The organism is Nonomuraea maheshkhaliensis, assembly GCF_039529435.1.
In the GTDB taxonomy this organism is placed as follows: Bacteria; Actinomycetota; Actinomycetes; order Streptosporangiales; family Streptosporangiaceae; genus Nonomuraea; species Nonomuraea maheshkhaliensis.
This window is the reverse complement of sequence record NZ_BAAAMU010000347.1, coordinates 1-512: the sequence shown is the minus strand read 5'-3', so window position 1 is coordinate 512 and position 512 is coordinate 1. Positions and strand designations below refer to the sequence as shown.

Below are 512 nucleotides of genomic sequence, written 5' to 3'. Positions count from 1 at the left end.
AAAGTAATCACATTATGCGGCTCAACTAAGTTTAAGGAGCCGTTTGAGAGAACAAACGCTTTCCTAACCCTGCAAGGTAATGTTGTGATGAGTGTAGCCTTTTTCGAGCAGAGTGAAGGATTTGAAATAACACAGGAACAGGCTGAATTATTGGGAGAGATTCATTTCAGAAAAATAGATCTTTCTGATGAAATCTTCGTCATTGATGTAGATGGCTACATAGGTGAAAGTACAAGAAAAGAGATCAAGTATGCAGAAGAAAAAGGGAAGCCTATTCGATACTACTCAGATGGTGGAATTCCTAGTGATGTATTCGGAGCATAAACATCCTTTTCTTACTCACAATGTGGTATAATTCACAATAAAGTATGGAACAGTACGGGTGAGTAAAATGAGAAGCGTTCAAAATGATTTATTTAGATTGAAAAATATTGTTTTTATAGGCTTTATGGGTGTTGGAAAAACAACCGTAGGCAAGCTTGTAGCGAAGAAATTGATGCGAGATTTTATAG

At 36.5% G+C, this 512-nt stretch carries 2 protein-coding genes; both read left to right on the top strand.

Going from position 1 to position 512, the window contains the following annotated elements:
- Nucleotides 1-324, top strand: a 324-nt coding sequence (locus ABFX54_RS56790; protein WP_346115643.1) for a hypothetical protein, incomplete at its 5' end; no start/stop codon positions are given.
- Nucleotides 325-391: 67 nt separating this feature from the next.
- Nucleotides 392-512, top strand: a 121-nt coding sequence (locus ABFX54_RS57375; protein WP_428834677.1) for a shikimate kinase, incomplete at its 3' end; no start/stop codon positions are given.